This window comes from Anaerococcus martiniensis (assembly GCF_043187485.1).
Classification (GTDB): Bacteria; Bacillota; Clostridia; order Tissierellales; family Peptoniphilaceae; genus Anaerococcus; species Anaerococcus martiniensis.
This window is the reverse complement of the sequence record NZ_CP171106.1, coordinates 78,692-98,027: the sequence shown is the minus strand read 5'-3', so window position 1 is coordinate 98,027 and position 19,336 is coordinate 78,692. Positions and strand designations below refer to the sequence as shown.

Sequence of the window (19,336 nt, the reverse complement as noted above, 5' to 3'; positions counted from 1 at the left end):
ATATCACCTAATTAAATCTAAAATATGGTTTGCAAGTTCTGTCTTAGTCATTTTCTCTAAATCTTTAACTTCGTTATGGGAGATTATACTTGCAATATTTGTGTCAGTGTTAAAACCAGCTCCCGCTTTGGTTAGGTCGTTTGCTACAATGTAGTCAGCATTCTTTTTCTTTAACTTTTTATTTGCATTTGCAATTAAATCATCTGTTTCAGCTGCAAAACCAATTACAGTTTGATTTGTTTTTTTATTGCCAAAATATTTTAAAATATCAATGTTTTCAATAAAATCCATTTGTAAGTTTTGACCAGATTTTTTAATTTTTTTATCGCTAACAACACTAGATTTATAATCTACCGGAGCAGCTGCCATTATAAGTGCATCCGCATCGTCGAAATTTTCTTCAATAGCATTTTTCATCTCTTCATTAGTTCTAACTTCAATACGGTTGATTCCTTTTATTTTAAAAGGCTCTACTGGTCCTGAAACTAAAACAACTTCTGCACCGCGTTTTTTAGCTTCATTTGCAATATTGTATCCCATTTTTCCACTTGAGTGGTTTGTAATATATCTTACAAAATCAATTGGTTCTATAGTAGGTCCCGCTGATACGATGATTTTTTTGCCTGCTAAGTCTTTTTCCGTAAAGTAATCTTCAAGGAATTGCACAATATTTTCAGGTTCTTCCATCCTACCGTCACCTATTGTATTACAAGCTAAGACTCCTGACTCTGGAGCTATAACCTTAACTCCGTATGATTTTAAGGTTTCAATATTTTTTTGAGTTGCTGGATTTAATAGCATTTGTGTATTCATTGATGGTGCGATGATTACATCTTTTTCACAAGCTAAGTATGAAGCTGTAAGAAAATTATCTGAAATTCCATTTGCCATTTTACCAATTGTACTTGCAGTAGCTGGAGCAATTAACATTACATCAGCCCACTTTGGTAAATCTATGTGGTGTACATTTTCATGATGACCTTCCCACATATCCGTATAAACCTTGCATCTACCCATAGTCTCAAATGAAAGTGGTGATATAAATTCGGTAGCTGCCGGAGTCATAATTATGCTTAAATTAGCATTCTTTTTTTTTAGTCTAGAACATAATTCCAAAACTTTGTAACTTGCAATACCGCCAGTTACCCCTAGCAAAATATTTTTATTTTCTATCATTTTTTTGTTACTTTGCCCTCAATAACTTCATTTAAAGCTTGAGTTACAGGTTTTGCTTCAATATGGCTGGTTAATGGAGCAGACCCGCTTACTATTCTTCTAGCTCTTTTTGATACCATCATACAGATATCATATCTACTTGGACTAATTTCTGATAATTTTTTAAAAGATGGATTATTCATCTAAAATCTCCTTTATGTCAAAATCTTCTTCTCTAAATACTTTATGTTTTTCTGCATTAATTATCTCATTTACAGAATTTATTGCTGAATTTATATGGTCATTAATAACTAAATAGTCGTAATATCTTATATATTCTAGCTCCTTACGAGCATTTTTCATTCTAAGATTAATGTCATTTTCTGTCTCTGTGCCACGTCCAACAATGCGATTTTTAAGCTCTGATAAACTTGGGGGCGCTAAAAATATGAAGACAGCATTGTCAGTATTTTGCTTAACATTTACCGCACCTTGAACATCTATTTCTAAAACTACTATTTTTCCTTCATTGATTTTCTTATCAATAAAATCTTTCGGTGTACCATAATAATTATTATGTACATGGGCATATTCCAAAAACTTGCCATCATCAATCATTTGTTTGAATTCTTCATGAGTTTTATAAAAATAAGAAACCCCTTCTATTTCCCCATCTCTTTTGCCACGAGTGGTTGCAGAAACAGAATATACGAGGTTTTTTTGTGTATTCATAAGATCATGAAGGACAGTACCCTTACCAACTCCCGATGGACCAGATATGACTAATAAAAAACCTTTCTTCATTACGCCTCCTTATTATAAATATTTTACTTTTTAGACCCCTTATTACAAGTATTAAAAAAAGTATAATAATCATGAGGTGAATAATTATGACATATGATGGAATAGTAACAAGAAAAATTGTAAACGAACTAAATAAAAAACTTTTAGGGGGGAAAATTCAAAAAATCACCCAACCTTCTAATAATGATATAGTTTTTAATGTTTACTCAATGGGAACTAGCTACAAATTGCTTCTAAGTGCAAATAATAATGAAGCTAGGATAAACTTAACAAATAAAAAATTTGAAAATCCGGATGTACCACCAAACTTCACCATGGTTTTAAGAAAGCATATTAATCAAGGAAAAATAATTGATATTTCACAAAAGGGATTAGATAGGGTTGTTATTTTTTCTATAAGTTCTATTGATGAAATGGGTTTTGATACTAGCAAAAAACTTATAGTAGAAATCATGGGAAAATACTCAAATATAATTCTAACAGATGAAAATTATAAAATCATTGATTCTATAAAAAGAGTAAGTGAGACTATGTCATCTGTAAGACAGTTATTGCCTGGCCTAACTTATGAATTTGTAGAAGATGACAAATTTGATATTACAAATCCAAACTTTTCCTATGATATAAAAAAACTAAATCAAAAACTACCCGATAATGCAAAACCAGATAAAATTTTTCATAAAACATATACTGGTTTTTCTCCAATCGTGGGAAAAGAGATTGCATATAGAGCAGGTATTGACCCTAGAATTACTTGGGGTTTAGTCAGTGAAGCTGAAAAAGAAAAAATGAATGATATTTTACTTCAAATACGCAATGATATTTTAAATCAAAATCTAGAAGCATATTCTTATAAAAGTGATAAAAAAATAAAAGAGTTTCATACCTTAGAATTAAGTCATTTAGATTATGAAAGTATAAAATATAGCCTAATTAGCGATGCCATTGATGAGTTTTTTGATATAAATAAAACCCATGATAGACTGAATCAAATAAAGACTGACTATATCAAAAAAATAAATTCTAATATAAAAACTACTCAAAAGAAAATAAATATTTTAAATGATAATATATTAAATGAATCAAAGATAGAGGGTTTACGAAAGAATGGAGATTTATTATCTGCAAATGTTCATAGGATAAACAAGGGTGATAAAGAAATAATTCTAAATGATTTTTATGATGAGAATAAAGAATTAAAAATAGATTTAGATCCTTTAAAAACACCATGGGAAAATGCAGAGAGCTTTTATAATAGAGCTAAGAAGATAAAAAACTCTGTTGACTATGCAAAAAAAGACTTGCCAAAACAAATAGAATACTTAGACTACTTAAATCAGCTTATTGACTTTATAAATAGGTCAAATAGTATAGATGATTTAAATGATATACGTGATGAAATGGTCGAAAATCATATTATTAAAAAAAGCTCCAAACATAAGGTTAAAAATAAAAAATCTAAACCATATCATTTTGTTACAGTCAATAATGCAGATATCTATGTAGGTAAAAATAGTAAGCAAAATGATTTTATAACATTGAAGTTAGCCAATAAAGATGATTTGTGGTTCCATGTTAAAGATGTACCAGGAAGTCATGTGATTTTAAGATCTGAAAACTTAAATGAAGATGACATTTTAATTGCAGCATACCTTGCAGCTATGAATTCATCTATCAGTAGTGAAGAAAAAATCGATGTAGACTATACTGAGAAGAAAAATGTTAACAAAGCTAAGGGAGCTAAACCAGGTATGGTTTATTATGAAAATTTTAATACCATTACCATTAACACGAATGAAGATTTAAGCAAAAAATATAATGAAATTTAAAAAACCGGTCCTTTATTTCAAGTTCCGGTTTTGTTTTATTTAATAATTATTTATTAACTGCTTCTTTTAAAGTTTTACCAGCTTTAAATACTGGAGCTTTAGATGCTGGAATTTTGATAACTTCATCAGGTTTTCTTGGGTTTCTACCTTCACGAGCTTTTCTATCTCTAGTTTCAAATGTTCCAAATCCAACTAATTGAACTTTTTCACCTTCTGTTAGTGCTTCAGTAATTGTTTCTATCATAGCGTTTAGTGCTTTTTCAGATTCGCTTTTTTTAAGACCACTTTTTTCTGAAATGCTTACTAATAATTCTGATTTATTCATATTTCCTCCTATAAATCAATAAATAATTCTGTTTAACTCTAATTTTGATTATACAAAATTATTTATGATATTTCAAGCTTTTATTAGGCAAAAAGCCTAATTTTAGACTTTTTCGTTAATTTGTTAAGATATTCCTCATATTTTTCTCTTAAATATAAATCTTTGACATTTATTAATAATTCATTCTCGTTTTCATTATGTGAATTAACCATCAAAATCATATATTTACCATCATATTCGAAAATCTCACTTACCTTATCTTTTTCTGATATTTCGGATTTTTCTAATATCGGATCATCCTTATAGACAAATTCTGAATTTATTACTTCGTAGTTCTTGATAGGGTTATCTAAATAAGATTTAAATTCTGCTGGGGAATTTATCTTATCAAATGCTTTCTCAGCTTCATTTTTATCATCAAATGCAAGCACATTGTATTTGTATTGTTTATGATACTTATCATTTGCCTTATAAAATTCAAGAATTTCACTATCCTTAATACCACTATGACCCAGAAAATAATTATAATGTTGTTTTCTTATCGAGTCGTTGTAAATAACTTGATTAAATTTATTTTCATCAAGTCCTATGGCCTTAATATTTGCCTTTAGAGAATCTTGACTACCTAATTGGTCTTCAAGATTATTTCTTATGGATGTCGCAGTATTATCATCTACTTTTACACCATTAGCTTTTAAATCATTTTTCATAACTTGATCTTTAATCATAGAATCAATTAATTCTTTTTCAAGAACATCATTGTTTGTTTTATTTCTTTCTACTTCGTGGTCTAAGTATTCTTCCCCGTATTTTTTTGTATAATACTTTTGGTAAAAGTCTAGTTCTTTTAAATACTCATCGTTAGATATTCTTTCACCATCAACAAGTGCTAAGGCATCTTTATTTTCAGCTGCATTGCCACAAGCTGTTAAATTTATTATTAAAACTGCTGATAAAACAGCCTTAATTATTTTTCTTTTCATCTGAATTTTTATTTTCTTCTTCTACTGTTTCTTCTTTTTTATTTTCATCTTTAGATTCTTCAGATTCATTATTTTCTTTAGCTTCTTCAGCTGCTTGAGTTTCTTTTGTTACAATGTCAGCATTTTCAAACAGTTCATTTTTGTATTCTTCATATTTTTGGTCTTCAAGAGTTTTTCTTAAAACTTGTTTGTCTTCATCAGTTAAAGATTCATTTATTTTATTTAATTTTATTATATGCCAACCAAATTGAGTTTCTACTGGATCACTGATTTCTCCCTCTTTCATAGAGAAAGCTTTTTCTGAGAATTGTGGAACCATGTCAGCTTTTTTGAACTCACCTAATGCTCCGCCTTTATCAGCATTTCCTGTATCTTTAGAATATTCTTTTGCAAGTTCAGCAAAATCTGCTCCATTATCTAATTTTTCTTTTACTTCTTTTGCTGTCTTCTCATCTTCCACTAGGATATGGTCTGCATCTACTTTTTTAAACTGGTCTTTGTTTTCTTCGTAAGATTTTTCTACGTCTTCATCAGAAACTGGATTATTTTTTAAGAACCATTCTTGGTGTTTTGTGTATAAAATATCTTTTTTGATTACTTCTTTAAACTGTTCTGCTGTTAGGTTGTAATCTTCAAGCATTTCATCAAATGCACCCTTACCATTTTGTTTTTCGATGTTGTCAACTGTTTGCATAAATTGGTCAGATACTTCTTTATCAGACACTTTTATATTGTTTTTTGCTGCATCATCAAAAACTAATTTATCCTTAATCATCATTCCAACAACTTGGTTTTTAGCACCTTGGCTGCTAGCTAGATATGAAGCATAAAAAGCCATTTCATCTTTATATTGATCTTTAGATAAAGTTTCTCCATTTACTAGAGCAACTGCATTATCTGGAAGTTTTTCAGTTGTATTCTCATCTTTTTTTGCATCATCGGTTTTTGATTCAGCTGTTTCTGTTTTATTTGTATTTGTGTCATTATTTGCTGCTTGATTATCACATGCTGCTAGAAACATTGAACTAGCTAGCATTATTGCTAAAATTTTATTTGTCTTTTTCATTTCTACTCCTTATATTACTTATAATCTCTAGTAAATCATAAGTATCTATTAATTTTGTATTTGTTGCTGGGATTCTGAATGATGGATTATTTGATAAATCTAACTTCATTTCTCCATTATAAGATTCACTTATTTCTTTTAACTCATTTAATGTGAATTCATCTCGATTAGTAAATCTTAAATTGATATAAGCATTTTGCTCACGAATTTCCTTAAATCCTAAGCCTTCTGCTAATGATTTTATTAAAGATACATACATTATATTACCCGCCATTACAGGTATATCGCCATATATGTCAATCAAATCTTCTACTAGTATATTGTAATCTTCGATATTTTCAATATTTGCAATTCTAGTATAGATTTCAATTTTTTGAGACTGGTCTGAAATATAACTACTTGGGATATAGGCATTCACTTTTATATCTATAAAAACATCGGATTTTTTCTTAACTTCAACTTCTTTACCTGACGCTTTTTCGACTGCTTCTTGCAGGTATTTTACGTACAAATCATAACCTACTGCTTCAACATGACCACTTTGACTTTCACCTAAGAGATTACCTGCCCCTCTAAGTTCCAAATCTTTCATAGCTATTTTATATCCACTACCAAAATCAGAGAAGTCTCTTATGGATTTTAATCTTTTTTCACTTATTTCTGATAAAACCTTACCGCGTCTATAAGTAAAGTATGCATAAGAGGATCTATTTCCCCTGCCAATTCTACCCTTTAACTGATAAAGTTGAGATAGACCCATCATATCAGCATCATAGATGATTATTGTATTTACATTTGGTATATCCATTCCTGTTTCTATGATTGTAGTTGATAAAAGGATCTCAATCTCCCCACTTATAAAATCGTTCATTATTGTTTCAATTTGTTTTGGGGTAAGTTTTCCATGTATTATTTCAAGGCTTGCATCTGGTATCAATTCTTTTATATGATTATAAAGTAAATCTATATTATGAACACGGTTATAGACAAAGTATACTTGCCCATTTCTAGCAAGCTCTCGATCCATAGCCGCCTTGATAATATTATCATCGTATTCTAGAACATAGGTATTAACTGGCAATCTCTCTTCAGGTGGTTCATCTAGCGTAGATAAGTCTCTTATACCAGCTAAAGACATTTGTAAAGTTCTTGGAATTGGAGTTGCTGAAAGAGTTAGAACATCAAGACTAGTTTTCAGTTGTTTTAATTTTTCCTTATGTTTAACTCCAAATCTCTGTTCTTCATCTATTATTAAAAGTCCAAGATTTTTAAACTTAATATCACTTGATAAAACTCTATGAGTTCCAATTACTATATCCACTTTGCCAGTTTTTAGATCTTTAATTGTTTGATCTTGTTCTTTTTTTGAATTAAAACGAGATAAAAGTCTAGCTTCTATTGGGAAATCTTTAAATCTTTCTTTCATAGTTTCATAGTGCTGACTTGCTAGTATAGTAGTTGGCACCAAAAATGCCACTTGGTATCCATCAACTATTGCCTTAAATGCAGCCCTAAGTGCTACTTCAGTCTTACCATAACCGACATCACCAGTTAAAAGACGATCCATAGGCTTATCTTTTTCCATATCTTCTTTTATCTCGGATATACTTCTTAACTGACTATAGGTTTCTTCGTATGGAAAGGATTCTTCAAATTCCTTTTGCCAAGTTGTATCTGCTGAAAAGGCATGGCCTACTTCCTTGCTTCTTTGTGCATATAATTTTACTAAATCATCGGCAATTTCATCTACAGCTTTTTTGGCACGAGCCTTAGCCTTAGACCATGTGGGAGATCCTAATGTAGAAAGTCTAGGCTTTTCACCCTTGTTACCTATATATTTGCTAACCAGGTTCATCTGATCTATAGGTACATAAACTTTATCATTTCCCTTATAATTTATAACTATAAAGTCTTTTTGAATGTTATTTAATTCTATTTGTTCAAGGCCATTATAAACACCTATACCATTATTTTCATGGACAACATAATCCCCAATATCCAAATCAGAATAATTTATAATGTCTGTTGAAGACATTTTATTTTTTATCTTTTTTTTAACTTTCCTTTTACTTGTACCGTAAATTTCTTTTTCAGTGAAAAGGTAAAAATTATGTTCTGGTAGATAATATCCTTCATTTGCAGAATCATTTGTGACTGTAATTCTAGACGCAACCTCATCAGAAATATCTAAAATATCATTTTCACGTAAGGCATTTAAAAGGTTATTTTTATTATCCTCACTTCCTGCAAAAATTAATGTTTTAGCTTCCTGTTTTTGATTTTTTAAGGCATCAGCAAATGAACTAATTTTTCTATTAAAATGTTCTGCCTCTATTGTTTTTAATTCTAGTAAAAGTTTTGGATTAAAAAGTTTTGACCTTTTTAAAATTGACGTGAGGTTTATAATTGGATGATTTTCAATTTTCTTATAAATATCATCAGCATTTACTAATAGTTTTGTAAAGTTATTAAATACCTCTCCCCTATCTCTTTGAATAGTCACGTCTTCTAAAAAGTTTTTTTCAAAATCTTTTTGATTATCATATATCCTAGATACATCGTCAACTATAATAATTGTATCTTTGGATAAATAGTCTAAATAACTTTCATAATTTTCATCTCTATAAGGATTTATTAAATCCCAATTAGCTACATACATGGTATCTTTTATGTAGGATTTTATTTGCTTATACTTATCAACCAACTTCTGATCATTTGAGTCTTTTATATTATTTTCTAATATTGAAACATCTTTTTCTATATTCTTTAATAAATGTTCAAAATCAGATTCATCATATATAAGCTCATTTAAAGGTGAGATGGTAACTTCATCTATTTTATCAATTGTTCGTTGACTTTTTTGATCAAATATCCTTATGGAATCAATCTCATCATCAAAGAGTTCTATCCTTACTGGGTGCGCATAATCTATAGGCCAGAAATCAATAATAGACCCACGCTTAGCATATTCTCCTTTATTTTCAACAAGGCTTGTAGGATTGTAATTTAAATTTACAAGTGATTTTATAAATTTATCTATATCTACAAAATCCTCACCACTTATCTTAACAAAACTATTGTTAAATTTAGTTAAAGGTGTTAATTTATTTAAAATAGCATCCATAGTTGTAACAGTTATTAGTCGTTCATTTTTGGCTTGACTAATTAAGTTTTCCATTCTGGATGTATTTGTATCTTCATCAACTGTTCTAATATTGTAAAAATTTATTTCTCTAGATGGATAATAGCTTGCTATATCAAATAAATTATTTATATTTCTTTGGATGTCTTTAGCTTTTCTCTCATTTTCAGTTATTACTAGTATATTTTTATCTAAAGTATCAAAAAGGGATAAAATTAAATGTGATTTTATCCCTTCTGTAAGTCCATACAAATATATTGGAGAATCTTTTAAATAATTTTCTCTAATTTTATTTAATTGTTCTGTGTTTTCTAATAATTTTATTAATTGATTCATTTATTATTTTTCCAATAAGTCTATTGAATTATACTTATTCATAGCCTTATCAATATTTGTTTCTAGCATCATTTCTATAGCATCTGCAGCCATAATAATTTCTTCTCTTACTATATCTAAATCTTCTCCATGAAAACCACTTAAAACAAAGCTTGCTAAGTCCATATACTCTGGTTTTTGGCCTACTGATATTTTAATTCTAGGAAATTTATCTGTTTGAGTTTGATAAATTATCGACTTCATTCCATTATGGGTTCCAGCAGATCCTTTTTTCTTAATACGAATTTTTCCAAAATCTATATCTATATCATCCTGGATTACAATTAGTTTATCATCGTCAAATTTGTAAAAATTCTTAAAGTCTCTTACTGATTCTCCAGAATTATTCATGTAAGTTTGTGGTTTTATAAGCATAACTTTTTGGCCAGAGATTTCTCCCTGACCGTAAAGTGCTTTGTGTTTCAATTTTTTTACAGATATATTATGCTTCTCAGCCAGATAATCTATAGTTAGAAATCCAACGTTATGTCTTGTATTTTCATACTGCAAACCTGGATTCCCTAATCCAACTATAAAGTACATTTATTGAACATCCTCAAATAGACCACTGATTGATTCGTATGTATTTATTCTATGAATTGCTTCTGCAAGTAATGGTCCTATTTCTAGTTGAGTTAATTTATCAATTTTTTTCTCTTCTGGAAGCTCTATTGTGTTTGTAAAAACTACTTCTTTAACTTTTGAATTTTCGAGTCTTTCAATTGCTGAACCTGATAATACTCCGTGTGTTGCTGCTATATAAACATCTTTAGCACCATTTTCAATTAGATAATTAGCTGCATTTGTGATTGTTCCAGCGGTATCGACCATATCATCTACTAAAATTGCAGACTTTCCTTTAAAATCACCTATAACGCTCATTACTTCAGATACATTTGGCATTGGTCTTCTTTTTTCTATGATGGCAATTGGTAATTTTAGATAATCAGAGAATTCACGAGCACGTCTTACACCACCTAAATCAGGACTTACAACAACAAACTCATCAGCTTTATCATAAGCCATATCTTGGAAATATTCAGATAAAAGTCTGATTGCTGTAAAGTGGTCTACTGGAATATCAAAGTATCCTTGAATCTGTCCAGCGTGAAGATCCATTGTAATAACTCTATCCGCACCTGCTTCTGTAATTAGATTTGCTACTAGTTTTGCAGTAATAGGTTCACGTCCACGAGTTTTTCTATCTTGACGAGCATATCCATAGTAAGGAATAATTGCATTTATATATCCTGCAGAAGCACGTCTACAAGCATCAATCATAATTAAAAGTTCCATTAAATTATCATTGGTAGGAGATGATGTAGGTTGTACTATATAAACATCTTTCCCCCTAATTGATTCATTTATTTTGATTTTAATTTCTCCATCGCTAAATTTTTCTATCTCAGCTTCACCAAGACTGGTATTTAAACTTTTAGCTATAGATTCTGCTAATTTTGTATTTGCATTGCCTGTAAGTAATTTTAATTCGCCTCTTTGAATATATTGTTGCGATTTATCAGATGTCATTTTTGCTCCTTTTCTTTCTCTAAATCTCTTTTACGTTTTTTTTCTACATATCCTGCAATATTTTTTTGTTCAGCACGTTCTATAGACAAGTAACCGGCTTCTACATTAGATGTTATTGTAGATCCAGCTGCTATATATGCTTCTTTTTCTATTTTAACTGGGGCAACTATATTAGAATTTGAACCTATAAAAGCATCATCTTCAACTATAGATCTATGTTTAAATTTACCATCGTAATTTACAAATATTACCCCACATCCAACATTTATTTTACTACCTAAATCAGAATCTCCAATATAGGCTAAGTGTCCGGATTTTGTTCCATCACCTAAAGTTGAATTTTTGACCTCAACAAAATTACCAATATGAACATTCTTACCTAGCTTAGCTTTTGGTCTTAGGTGAGCATAAGGTCCTACATCTGATCCTTGATCAACAAATGATTTTTCAATTACAGAATTATCAATTTTTACACCATCTCTTAAAATAGAATCTTCAATTCTTGATGATCCTTCAATAATACAATTTTCACCAATTTCTGTGTTTCCCAATATTTTAACAGGGCCAGATATTATTGTATCCATTCCAATTTTTGCTTCTGGGTCTATTACAGTCATTTCTGGATCTTCGATTGTAACTCCATTTAGCATATGATTTTCATTGACACGTCTTTGAAGAATCTTTTTTGCTTGTACTAATTCTTTTTTATTGTTTATGCCATAGAATTCATCTGGATCGTTAGCAGTAAATGCCATAACTTTTTTACCATCATTATATAAAATCTCGATACAGTCTGTAAGATAAAGTTCACTTTGCTCATTATCAGTATCAAGTTTGGATATAGATTCTTTTAAGTCAGATCCTTTAAATATATATATTCCAGTATTAATTTCATTTATTATATCTTGATTGATTTTTAAATCTTTATGTTCGACGATACCAATGAATTCACCTTTGTCATCTCTAATTATTCTTCCATAGCTTGCTGGATTAACTACTTTTGTTGATAGAACAGAGGCACTATTATTACTTTTAATATGATTTGATATGAATTCTTCAAGTGAAGATTTTGTAATCAGCGGAATATCGCCATTTAAAACTAATACCTGATCATCATCTGATATTTCATATAAAGCCAAAGATGCAGCATAACCAGTTCCATATGGGTAACCTTCACCTATTTTCTGTTCTATAATCTTATCGTTTGGAAAAAGTTCTTTTAAATTTTCGATATTTTTACCAGCTATAAAAATCGTTTGTGAATTTTCGAATCTTGAAGCATCTGCTACATACTTTATTATTTCTCTATTTAATAACTTGTGTAAGACCTTTGAGGTTCTGGATTTCATTCTTGTTCCCTCACCTGCGGCCATAATAATGGTTTTTAACATAGTTTTACTCGTGAGCTACTTCTAAGGCCAAGGTCATCATATTTGTGTATAATTTTTCACGATTTTCAGCACTATCAGCTACATTTTCAACAAGAGAATCACTTATTGTAAATATACCTAAGCCTTTTTTTCCATATTTCCTTGCAGCCATAAATAAACCATAGCTTTCCATCTCTACGCATAGAACTCCGTATTTTTTCATATTTTCAAAAACACCTTCAGGTAATTCATTGTAAAATTGATCTGAACTATGAACTTGTCCGCAATGAGTTGTATAGCCTAGCTCTATAGACTTATTATATGTTTCTAACATTAGATCAAAATCAGGAGTTGGTGAAAAATTGATATTTGCAAAAAGATTATCATTTATTGAACTTTCCGAACATGCGCTTGTTGCTATAACGATGTCATGAAGCTTTATATCTTCTTGCATAGATCCTGCAGTTCCTACTCTAATTATTGTATCTACGTCATATCCTCCAAAAAGCTCATTATAATAAATCATAGATGATGGAATTCCCATTCCAGATCCCATAACTGAAACTCTTTTGCCTTTGTAATATCCTGTAAAACCTAGCATTCCTCTTGTTTCTGTAAATTGTGTTACATCTTCTAGGAAATTTTCAGCAATAAATTTTGCTCTTAATGGATCTCCCGGCATTAAAACAGTTTTTGCAATTTGATCAGCACTTGTTGCTGATATATGTGGTGTAGGTATGTTCATATAATCTCCTATTTATTAATCTCTTATTCTATAATAACATTTTTAAAAACTTTTTTAAACTTAAAAAAGATAGACAATAATTTTCTATCTTTTCTCAATTTCAGTTATTTTATCCACTCTTCTTTGGTGACGACCACCTTCAAAGTCAGTTTTTGCAAATTCTTCTACAATCATTTTTGCAGTTTCACTTCCTATTACTCTAGCTCCAAGGCATAAGCAATTTGCGTTATTGTGAGCACGACTCATTCTTGCAGAAAATGCTTCTGATACACATGCCGCTCTTATTCCATCAATTTTGTTTGCAGAGATACTCATACCTAGTCCTGTCCCACAAACTAAAATTGCAAAATCAGCTTCACCTTCTAATACTTTATCACATGCTTTTTGAGCAAAATCTGAGTAATCAACGCTATCTTTTCCATCTGTTCCTACATGGTTTACTTCATGACCAAGTTCTTCTAGTTTTTCTTTAATAGGTGTGTATAAATCAATACCACCGTGATCATTTCCTATAACATATTTCATCCCTTATCCTCCATACTTTTAACTATACATAAATGTTATCATAGGCATATTAACTTTACAAGTTGTAATAAAAAGCATATGATATAATGTAATGAAGTAAGACGAAACTAGGAGAGAAGATGTTTGAATTTAATTTGAATGGACATGATTTTAATTACGTCCATTTTATAGGTATAGGTGGTATATCAATGAGTGGTATAGCTGCCTTACTGTTGAATAAAGGATATAAAATATCTGGTTCTGATAGAACACTTACAGATATTACTAAAAATTTAGAAGATAATGGTGCAAAAATATTTATAGGTCAAAGGAAAGAAAACATAACAAATCCTGACCTTGTTGTATATACAGATGCCATTTTAGATGACAATGAAGAATTAATAGCTGCTCGTAATTTGGACGTACCCGTGGTAACTCGAGGTGTATTTCTCGGAGCATTAATGAAAAATTACAAGCACTCTATTGCTGTATCAGGTTCACATGGAAAATCTACTGCTACTAGTATGATTTCAAAAATATTGCTTAACTCAAGTGAAGATGCCAGTATACTTTTAGGCGGAGAGCTTGGTGATATGCATGGAAATGTCCATGTGGGAGATGATAAATATCTTGTAACTGAAGCCTGTGAGTACAAAGGAAACATTAGATATTATTATCCACAAACTGTAATAATTTTAAATATTGACGAAGATCACTTAGATTATTACAAGAATTTAAATGATATTGTAGAAACATTCAAAGCTTATTTAAGAAATCAAGATGAAAATTCAAAAACTATTTTAAATCTTAATGAAGAAAACAATAAACTAGTTCTTGATTCAGTACAGGGTGAGCTAATAACTTATGCCCAAGAAAATTATGAAGCAGACTATGTAGCTCATAACATAGCTTTTGATGATATAGGCAGACCAAATTTTGATTTAAAAATGAAAAATGGATTGGTAGAACACTTTGAATTAGGTGTTATTGGACGACATAATATAAATAATGCCATGGCATCAATAATAGCGACTTACGAAAATGGAATAGATATTCCAACTATAAAAGAAAATCTAAGAGCTTATTCTGGGCTTAAACGCAGGATGGAAATAATCGGTCATGTAAATGATGCTACGATTATGACAGATTATGGTCACCATCCTTCTGAAATTGAAGTAACACTTAATGCATTAAAAGAACATACTGAAGGAAAACTAGTCTGTATTTGGCAACCTCACACCTACAGTAGAACAAAAACATTATTTGATGACTTTTTAAACTGTTTTGATGGAGCTGATGAAGTTGTAATAACAGATATATATGCTGCCCGTGAAAAATATGACCCATCTATTCACTCTAAAGATGTAGTAGAGGCTCTAATTGAAAAAGGAATAAATGCTAAGTATTTAGGAACTTTTGAACAAGCTCGTGATTATGTATACGAAATTGCACAACCATCTGATTTAATTATAACAACAGGTTGTGGAAATCCAGATGAGCTAGCTCATATGATTGTGGATGATCAAGTAAAAGTAAGTGCTTAAATTAAAATTGACCCCCTTATGGAGGTCAATTTTTTATATGTACAATTTTAAAAATCAATAGATAAGTCGAGTGATATAGCCATTGCTTCATTTATTTTAATCATAACTGTATCGTCAAATGTTCCAATTTTTTCCCTAAGTCTTCTTTTATCGATAGTTCTTAATTGCTCCAAAAGTGCAACACTATTTTTGGGAAGACCAAATTCATTTCCTTTTATCTTTACATGAGTGGGAAGTTTTGCCTTATTTAATTGGCTGGTTATTGGTGCAACAATGATTGTTGGTGAATATTTATTACCAACATCATTTTGCACTACTATAACAGGTCTAACTCCCCCCTGTTCGCTACCAACAACTGGAGATAAATCTGCATAGAACAAATCTCCTCTTTTAATCTTCATAGATTTCTCCTAAATAATTATCCATACTAATTATTTTACCACTTTTTTTATAAATTCTAGGTACACGAAGATTAATTGAAGTCATTAATTCGTATGGTATTGTATTTATTTTAGCTGCTTCTTTGTAAATATCAGGATAAATTATCACTTCATCATCAACTTTTACATCTACATCACTAACATCAACCATCATTTGATCCATGCAGACTCTTCCGATAACTTTACACAAGTGACCATTTATTAAAACTTCACCAATATTTGAAAATGCTCTTATATAACCATCAGCATATCCAATACTTAGGGTGGCGATTTTCATTTTTTTATCACTAATAAATGTTCTGCCATAGGAAATTGATGTGCCAGCATCTACTTCTTTTACAAATATTACTCTCGATCTAAAGGAAAAACATTGCTTTAATTCTATATTTTTTTCTTCCTTTACAACATCAGAAGGATACAAACCATATGTTGAAATACCGACACGCATCATATCTTTTGTTATATTGTGTTTTATAGCACCTGCGCTATTTGCTAAATGAACAAAGTCTAACTTAAAGTTTTCATTAATAAACTTAGTTATTTTTATAAATTTTTCATACTGCATATTTGTATATGAAGTGTCTTCTTCATCAGCTGTAGAAAAATGAGTAAATACAGAAATTATATTAATATTTTCTAATTTTTTTAATTCCAGTATTTTTTCCTCTTCAAAATCACGAAATCCAATTCTACCCATTCCAGTATCTAAAAGTATATGAGCATTAACTTTACCAACTATATTTTTGTTTATTAATTTAGCATATTCTAAGTCAAAAATTGGAATATCTATATCATTATCGATACACTTTTGTACATCTTCATAATAAACGGCACCAAGAATTAAAATTGGTTTTTTTATACCTGCCTCTCTTAATGCTAGTGCTTCGGTAACTCTTGCTACTGCAAAATAGTCGACATTATCCTCGATATACTCCGCAATTTTATAAGCACCAAGTCCATAACCATTTGCTTTTAAAACAGCACAATACATAGATTCTGGATTGATTTTCCTAATATTTTGAATATTTTCTAAAATTTTATCAATATCAATTTCTACATAACTTTCAATCATAATTACCTCAATAACTTTAGTGCTTCTGGCAAACTAGATATAATATCTGTTGCCATAATTGAATCTTCACCCAGTCTAAGACTAGCTATATCTCCAGCCAAAGAATGAACATACACTCCAAGTTTAGCAGCATTAAAAGAATCTAATCTTTTACTAAAAGCTCCAATAATTCCGGTTAGTACATCTCCACTTCCAGCTGTAGCCATTCCAGGATTTCCTATATTATTTTTGTAAAATTTCTTTCCATCTGTTACAATTGTATGATTTGATTTTAATACTAATACCACATTATTGTCTTCAGCAAATTTTTTGGCAATGTGATCTGTATCTTCCTTTATTTTATCAATAGTTAAGCCAGTAAGTCTAGAAAATTCTCCCAAATGTGGTGTTAATATTATATTATTTTTAGCTCTTACTTTTAATATCCTTAAGTCCTTGCTAAGTGCATTTAAGCCATCAGCGTCTATTATAATATCCAAATTGACCTTATCAATAATTTGGCCAATTAGCTTATTTAAATCTTCACCCCTACCCATACCAGGACCTATAACTAGGCTATCCATATCTTCAATCTTTTCTAATATTTGACCAAGAATTTTTTCACTATAAAAGAAATTTTGACAATCAATTTCTTTTATAATCTGCTCATTGACTTTTACTTGTAAAATTTCAGATATAGATTTGGGAGCTAATATGAAAGTCATACCTGCACCTGAGCGCATGGCTGAAAGGCTAGCCATATAAACTGAACCTGCCATACCAAGACTACCTCCTAAAAAAGCAATTTTGCCATAATCGCCCTTATGAGTATCAGATTCTCTTTTTGGCAATAATTTTTTCATATCAGAGTTAATTTTAATATTACAATCATTATTTAAACTACAAACAGCTACAGCGAAATTAACATCGTGACTTATAGAAATATTACCCTCAAAAAGGCTATCATTAACAAAGGCTAAAGGTTTACTATCAGTGTGTTTAATTTCAATTCTTTTTCTTAAAATAGAGGCTATATTTAAGTTTTTTGCCTTTATTACTGCTTCCTTAGCAGCAAAAATTCCAGCAAAAGTTTGCATAAAGTTTTGTTTTCCATAAGCATATTTTAGCTCATCATCAGTGAATATTTTATTTAAAAATTTATTATCTGCTTTTTTTGAAAAATTTTCTATATTTACAATATCTATGCCGATCATAATAAGTTTTCACTTAATCTCTTTACATTTTCTTTAATATCTTCAATGTCTAAGTAGGTATACTCCCCATTTTCATAAACTAATTCACCATCTATAAATACATAAGAAATGTCATTTTCATAAGTTGAATAACAAAGGGATGCTATTAGATCGTTATTAGGAATATGATTTATATTATCAATATTAATCATTATTAAATCTGCACACTTTCCTTCATCTATTGTTCCTACTTTATTTTCAATACCGAGTGCCTTTGCGCCATTTATTGTGGCCATTTTTAAAACATCAAAGGCTTTAAGGTTATCTGCAGACTTTAATTTTGATATGAGGGCTGCTACTTCAATTTCTCTTAGCATAGACTGTTTGTTATTACTTGATGCAGAATCAGTGCCCAAAGCTACATTAATTCTCTTATCCATTAATCTACTTACATCGCATATTCCAGATGATAGTTTTAGGTTACTGGATGGATTATGTAAGATTGATACATTTTTAGATCTCAATATATCCAAATCACCATCAGACAAGTGAACACCATGGGCAGCAATTGTTCTGTTTTCAAATATACCACACTCATCAAATACTTCTGTAGGGCTTTGACCGTATTTTTTCATACATTCATCATTTTCAAATTTTGTTTCTGATAAGTGAATATGAATAGGCATTTTGTATTTTGCGGCAATACCAGCAATTTTTTTCAAATAGTCTTTGTCGGTAGTGTATACAGCATGTGGTCCTAATGCTATCTCAATTTTGCCATCTTTTCCATTATATTTTTCATATAGTTCGATACATTCTTTAATTCTATAGTCATTTTCATCTGGACTTGATAGGCCTCTAGCTATTTGAGCTCTAAGCTTTGCTTTATCTAATGCTTTTATAGTTTCTTCTTGATAAAAATACATATCAGCAAAAGTTGTGGTCCCAGTTTTTATCATCTCAGCAAAAGATAATAATGAAGCATAATAAACTAATTCTTCATTTAGTTTTTCTTCAGCTGGAAATATGTAGTTATTAAGCCAAGTCATCAAATCATTATCATCACCATAGTTTCTGAAGAAACTCATGCCAACATGTGTATGAGTATTGATAAAGCCTGGCATAGTTATAAAATTGTGGCCATCAATAACTTTATCTACTTCTAAATCCTCAATTTTTCCTATTTTAAATATTTTTCCATTTTTTATGTAAATATCATCTTTTTTTAATTTATCGTCATTCATTGATAAAATATTAGTATTTTTTATTAATATATTCAT

General features: G+C 30.0%; 18 protein-coding genes. 2 read left to right on the top strand and 16 right to left on the bottom strand.

From position 1 onward, the window contains the following. Positions 1-3: 3 nt before the first annotated feature. Genes coaBC through gmk form a run of 3 tightly spaced genes read right to left on the bottom strand, consistent with a single transcriptional unit; the run spans position 4 to position 1,959 of the window. Entirely contained in the window at positions 4-1,176 is a 1,173-nt protein-coding gene (gene coaBC, locus ACF3NF_RS00485; protein ID WP_394023266.1) for a bifunctional phosphopantothenoylcysteine decarboxylase/phosphopantothenate--cysteine ligase CoaBC, read from the bottom strand. Then, positions 1,173-1,358 (bottom strand): DNA-directed RNA polymerase subunit omega, encoded by a 186-nt coding sequence (rpoZ, locus tag ACF3NF_RS00480; RefSeq protein WP_262122287.1) that lies wholly within the window; start codon positions 1,356-1,358, stop codon positions 1,173-1,175. Before rpoZ ends, coaBC begins: the two co-directional genes overlap by 4 nt. After that, positions 1,351-1,959: a guanylate kinase gene (gene gmk / locus ACF3NF_RS00475; RefSeq protein ID WP_262122288.1), complete on the bottom strand. Its 609-nt coding sequence runs from the start codon at positions 1,957-1,959 to the stop codon at positions 1,351-1,353. The genes rpoZ and gmk overlap by 8 nt, the downstream gene beginning before the upstream one ends. A gap of 86 nt (positions 1,960-2,045) precedes the next feature. Here gmk and ACF3NF_RS00470 point away from each other — a divergent pair, with 86 nt between their 5' ends. Continuing rightward, a complete protein-coding gene (locus ACF3NF_RS00470) occupies positions 2,046-3,788 on the top strand; it encodes an Rqc2 family fibronectin-binding protein (RefSeq protein WP_394023263.1) in 1,743 nt (580 codons plus the stop codon). Positions 3,789-3,834: 46 nt separating this feature from the next. Here ACF3NF_RS00470 and ACF3NF_RS00465 read toward each other — a convergent pair whose 3' ends face one another. The 9 genes from ACF3NF_RS00465 to rpiB all read right to left on the bottom strand — a co-directional run bounded on the left by ACF3NF_RS00465 (position 3,835) and on the right by rpiB (position 13,849). Next, positions 3,835-4,113, bottom strand: a complete 279-nt coding sequence (locus ACF3NF_RS00465) for an HU family DNA-binding protein (protein WP_203126579.1) — start codon at positions 4,111-4,113, stop codon at positions 3,835-3,837. An 83-nt stretch (positions 4,114-4,196) separates the two neighbouring features. Further along, positions 4,197-5,096, bottom strand: a complete 900-nt coding sequence (locus tag ACF3NF_RS00460) for a SurA N-terminal domain-containing protein (RefSeq protein WP_394023261.1) — start codon at positions 5,094-5,096, stop codon at positions 4,197-4,199. Then, positions 5,077-6,162 carry a peptidylprolyl isomerase gene (locus ACF3NF_RS00455; protein WP_394023259.1) on the bottom strand — a complete coding sequence of 362 codons (1,086 nt, stop codon included), beginning with the start codon at positions 6,160-6,162 and terminating at the stop codon, positions 5,077-5,079. The genes ACF3NF_RS00460 and ACF3NF_RS00455 overlap by 20 nt, the downstream gene beginning before the upstream one ends. Beyond that, positions 6,146-9,640: a transcription-repair coupling factor gene (gene mfd, locus ACF3NF_RS00450; protein WP_394023257.1), complete on the bottom strand. Its 3,495-nt coding sequence runs from the start codon at positions 9,638-9,640 to the stop codon at positions 6,146-6,148. The genes ACF3NF_RS00455 and mfd overlap by 17 nt, the downstream gene beginning before the upstream one ends. 3 nt (positions 9,641-9,643) lie before the next feature. Further along, complete coding sequence (pth, locus tag ACF3NF_RS00445; RefSeq protein ID WP_394023255.1) at positions 9,644-10,222, bottom strand: aminoacyl-tRNA hydrolase; 579 nt, start codon at positions 10,220-10,222, stop codon at positions 9,644-9,646. Beyond that, positions 10,223-11,209, bottom strand: coding sequence for a ribose-phosphate diphosphokinase (locus ACF3NF_RS00440; protein WP_394023253.1), 987 nt, complete (start codon positions 11,207-11,209; stop codon positions 10,223-10,225). Then, complete coding sequence (gene glmU, locus ACF3NF_RS00435) at positions 11,206-12,600, bottom strand: bifunctional UDP-N-acetylglucosamine diphosphorylase/glucosamine-1-phosphate N-acetyltransferase GlmU (protein ID WP_394023251.1); 1,395 nt, start codon at positions 12,598-12,600, stop codon at positions 11,206-11,208. The genes ACF3NF_RS00440 and glmU overlap by 4 nt, the downstream gene beginning before the upstream one ends. 4 nt (positions 12,601-12,604) lie before the next feature. Continuing rightward, a complete protein-coding gene (gene deoD / locus ACF3NF_RS00430) occupies positions 12,605-13,324 on the bottom strand; it encodes a purine-nucleoside phosphorylase (RefSeq protein ID WP_394023249.1) in 720 nt (239 codons plus the stop codon). Between the two features lie 84 nt (positions 13,325-13,408). After that, the gene (rpiB, locus tag ACF3NF_RS00425; protein WP_394023247.1) at positions 13,409-13,849 is read right to left on the bottom strand and encodes a ribose 5-phosphate isomerase B; all 441 of its coding nucleotides are present in this window, start codon (positions 13,847-13,849) and stop codon (positions 13,409-13,411) included. Between the two features lie 119 nt (positions 13,850-13,968). Here rpiB and murC point away from each other — a divergent pair, with 119 nt between their 5' ends. Then, positions 13,969-15,372, top strand: a complete 1,404-nt coding sequence (gene murC / locus ACF3NF_RS00420; protein WP_394023245.1) for a UDP-N-acetylmuramate--L-alanine ligase — start codon at positions 13,969-13,971, stop codon at positions 15,370-15,372. Between the two features lie 47 nt (positions 15,373-15,419). Here murC and ACF3NF_RS00415 read toward each other — a convergent pair whose 3' ends face one another. Genes ACF3NF_RS00415 through ACF3NF_RS00400 form a run of 4 tightly spaced genes read right to left on the bottom strand, consistent with a single transcriptional unit; the run spans position 15,420 to position 19,300 of the window. Beyond that, positions 15,420-15,773 (bottom strand): type II toxin-antitoxin system PemK/MazF family toxin, encoded by a 354-nt coding sequence (locus tag ACF3NF_RS00415; protein ID WP_394023243.1) that lies wholly within the window; start codon positions 15,771-15,773, stop codon positions 15,420-15,422. Further along, a complete protein-coding gene (alr, locus tag ACF3NF_RS00410; protein WP_394023241.1) occupies positions 15,763-16,884 on the bottom strand; it encodes an alanine racemase in 1,122 nt (373 codons plus the stop codon). Before alr ends, ACF3NF_RS00415 begins: the two co-directional genes overlap by 11 nt. A gap of 2 nt (positions 16,885-16,886) precedes the next feature. Beyond that, positions 16,887-18,077 carry an NAD(P)H-hydrate dehydratase gene (locus ACF3NF_RS00405; protein WP_394023239.1) on the bottom strand — a complete coding sequence of 397 codons (1,191 nt, stop codon included), beginning with the start codon at positions 18,075-18,077 and terminating at the stop codon, positions 16,887-16,889. Beyond that, on the bottom strand, positions 18,074-19,300 hold the full coding sequence (locus tag ACF3NF_RS00400) for an amidohydrolase (RefSeq protein ID WP_394023237.1): 1,227 nt from the start codon (positions 19,298-19,300) through the stop codon (positions 18,074-18,076). Before ACF3NF_RS00400 ends, ACF3NF_RS00405 begins: the two co-directional genes overlap by 4 nt. Positions 19,301-19,336 lie beyond the last annotated feature (36 nt).